At 52.6% G+C, this 2,197-nt stretch carries 1 rRNA gene; it reads left to right on the top strand.

Features of this window, described 5'->3' with window-relative positions:
- Positions 1–61: 61 nt before the first annotated feature.
- Positions 62–2,197, top strand: a 23S ribosomal RNA gene (locus tag ACHH0Z_RS25425); the annotation flags it as partial.

The raw sequence follows: 2,197 nt of genomic DNA, 5'->3' as shown, positions 1-2,197 counted from the left end.
AATGGTGTGTTCGAGTCTCTCAAATTTTCGCAATCAGAAGTGAAACATCTTCGGGTTGTGAGGTTAAGCGACTAAGCGTACACGGTGGATGCCCTGGCAGTCAGAGGCGATGAAGGACGTGCTAATCTGCGAAAAGCGCCGGCGAGGTGATATGAACCTTTGACCCGGCGATGTCCGAATGGGGAAACCCAGTGTGATTCGTCACACTATCGTTAACTGAATACATAGGTTAACGAGGCGAACCGGGGGAACTGAAACATCTAAGTACCCCGAGGAAAAGAAATCAACCGAGATTCCCCCAGTAGCGGCGAGCGAACGGGGAGCAGCCCAGAGTCTGAATCAGCTTGTGTGTTAGTGGAAGCGTCTGGAAAGTCGCACGGTACAGGGTGACAGTCCCGTACACGAAAATGCACAGGTTGTGAACTCGAAGAGTAGGGCGGGACACGTGGTATCCTGTCTGAATATGGGGGGACCATCCTCCAAGGCTAAATACTCCTGACTGACCGATAGTGAACCAGTACCGTGAGGGAAAGGCGAAAAGAACCCCGGCGAGGGGAGTGAAAAAGAACCTGAAACCGTGTACGTACAAGCAGTGGGAGCACCTTCGTGGTGTGACTGCGTACCTTTTGTATAATGGGTCAGCGACTTATATTCTGTAGCAAGGTTAACCGTATAGGGGAGCCGAAGGGAAACCGAGTCTTAACTGGGCGTTAAGTTGCAGGGTATAGACCCGAAACCCGGTGATCTAGCCATGGGCAGGTTGAAGGTTGGGTAACACTAACTGGAGGACCGAACCGACTAATGTTGAAAAATTAGCGGATGACTTGTGGCTGGGGGTGAAAGGCCAATCAAACCGGGAGATAGCTGGTTCTCCCCGAAAGCTATTTAGGTAGCGCCTCGTGAACTCATCTTCGGGGGTAGAGCACTGTTTCGGCTAGGGGGCCATCCCGGCTTACCAACCCGATGCAAACTACGAATACCGAAGAATGTTATCACGGGAGACACACGGCGGGTGCTAACGTCCGTCGTGAAGAGGGAAACAACCCAGACCGCCAGCTAAGGTCCCAAAGTCATGGTTAAGTGGGAAACGATGTGGGAAGGCACAGACAGCCAGGATGTTGGCTTAGAAGCAGCCATCATTTAAAGAAAGCGTAATAGCTCACTGGTCGAGTCGGCCTGCGCGGAAGATGTAACGGGGCTAAACCATGCACCGAAGCTGCGGCAGCGACACTATGTGTTGTTGGGTAGGGGAGCGTTCTGTAAGCCGTTGAAGGTGTGCTGTGAGGCATGCTGGAGGTATCAGAAGTGCGAATGCTGACATAAGTAACGATAAAGCGGGTGAAAAGCCCGCTCGCCGGAAGACCAAGGGTTCCTGTCCAACGTTAATCGGGGCAGGGTGAGTCGACCCCTAAGGCGAGGCCGAAAGGCGTAGTCGATGGGAAACAGGTTAATATTCCTGTACTTGGTGTTACTGCGAAGGGGGGACGGAGAAGGCTATGTTAGCCGGGCGACGGTTGTCCCGGTTTAAGCATGTAGGCGGAGGTTCCAGGTAAATCCGGTACCTTTTAACGCTGAGGTGTGATGACGAGGCACTACGGTGCTGAAGTAACAAATGCCCTGCTTCCAGGAAAAGCCTCTAAGCATCAGGTAACATCAAATCGTACCCCAAACCGACACAGGTGGTCAGGTAGAGAATACCAAGGCGCTTGAGAGAACTCGGGTGAAGGAACTAGGCAAAATGGTGCCGTAACTTCGGGAGAAGGCACGCTGATATGTAGGTGAAGCCCCTGCGGGTGGAGCTGAAATCAGTCGAAGATACCAGCTGGCTGCAACTGTTTATTAAAAACACAGCACTGTGCAAACACGAAAGTGGACGTATACGGTGTGACGCCTGCCCGGTGCCGGAAGGTTAATTGATGGGGTTAGCGGCAACGCGAAGCTCTTGATCGAAGCCCCGGTAAACGGCGGCCGTAACTATAACGGTCCTAAGGTAGCGAAATTCCTTGTCGGGTAAGTTCCGACCTGCACGAATGGCGTAATGATGGCCAGGCTGTCTCCACCCGAGACTCAGTGAAATTGAACTCGCTGTGAAGATGCAGTGTACCCGCGGCAAGACGGAAAGACCCCGTGAACCTTTACTATAGCTTGACACTGAACACTGGTCCTTGATGTGTAGGATAGGTGGGAGGCTTTGAAG

The organism is Enterobacter cloacae complex sp. 2024EL-00227 (assembly GCF_043945315.1).
Taxonomy (GTDB): Bacteria; Pseudomonadota; Gammaproteobacteria; order Enterobacterales; family Enterobacteriaceae; genus Enterobacter; species Enterobacter roggenkampii.
Note: the sequence above shows the minus strand (reverse complement) of the source record. Positions and strands in the feature narration are given on the sequence as shown.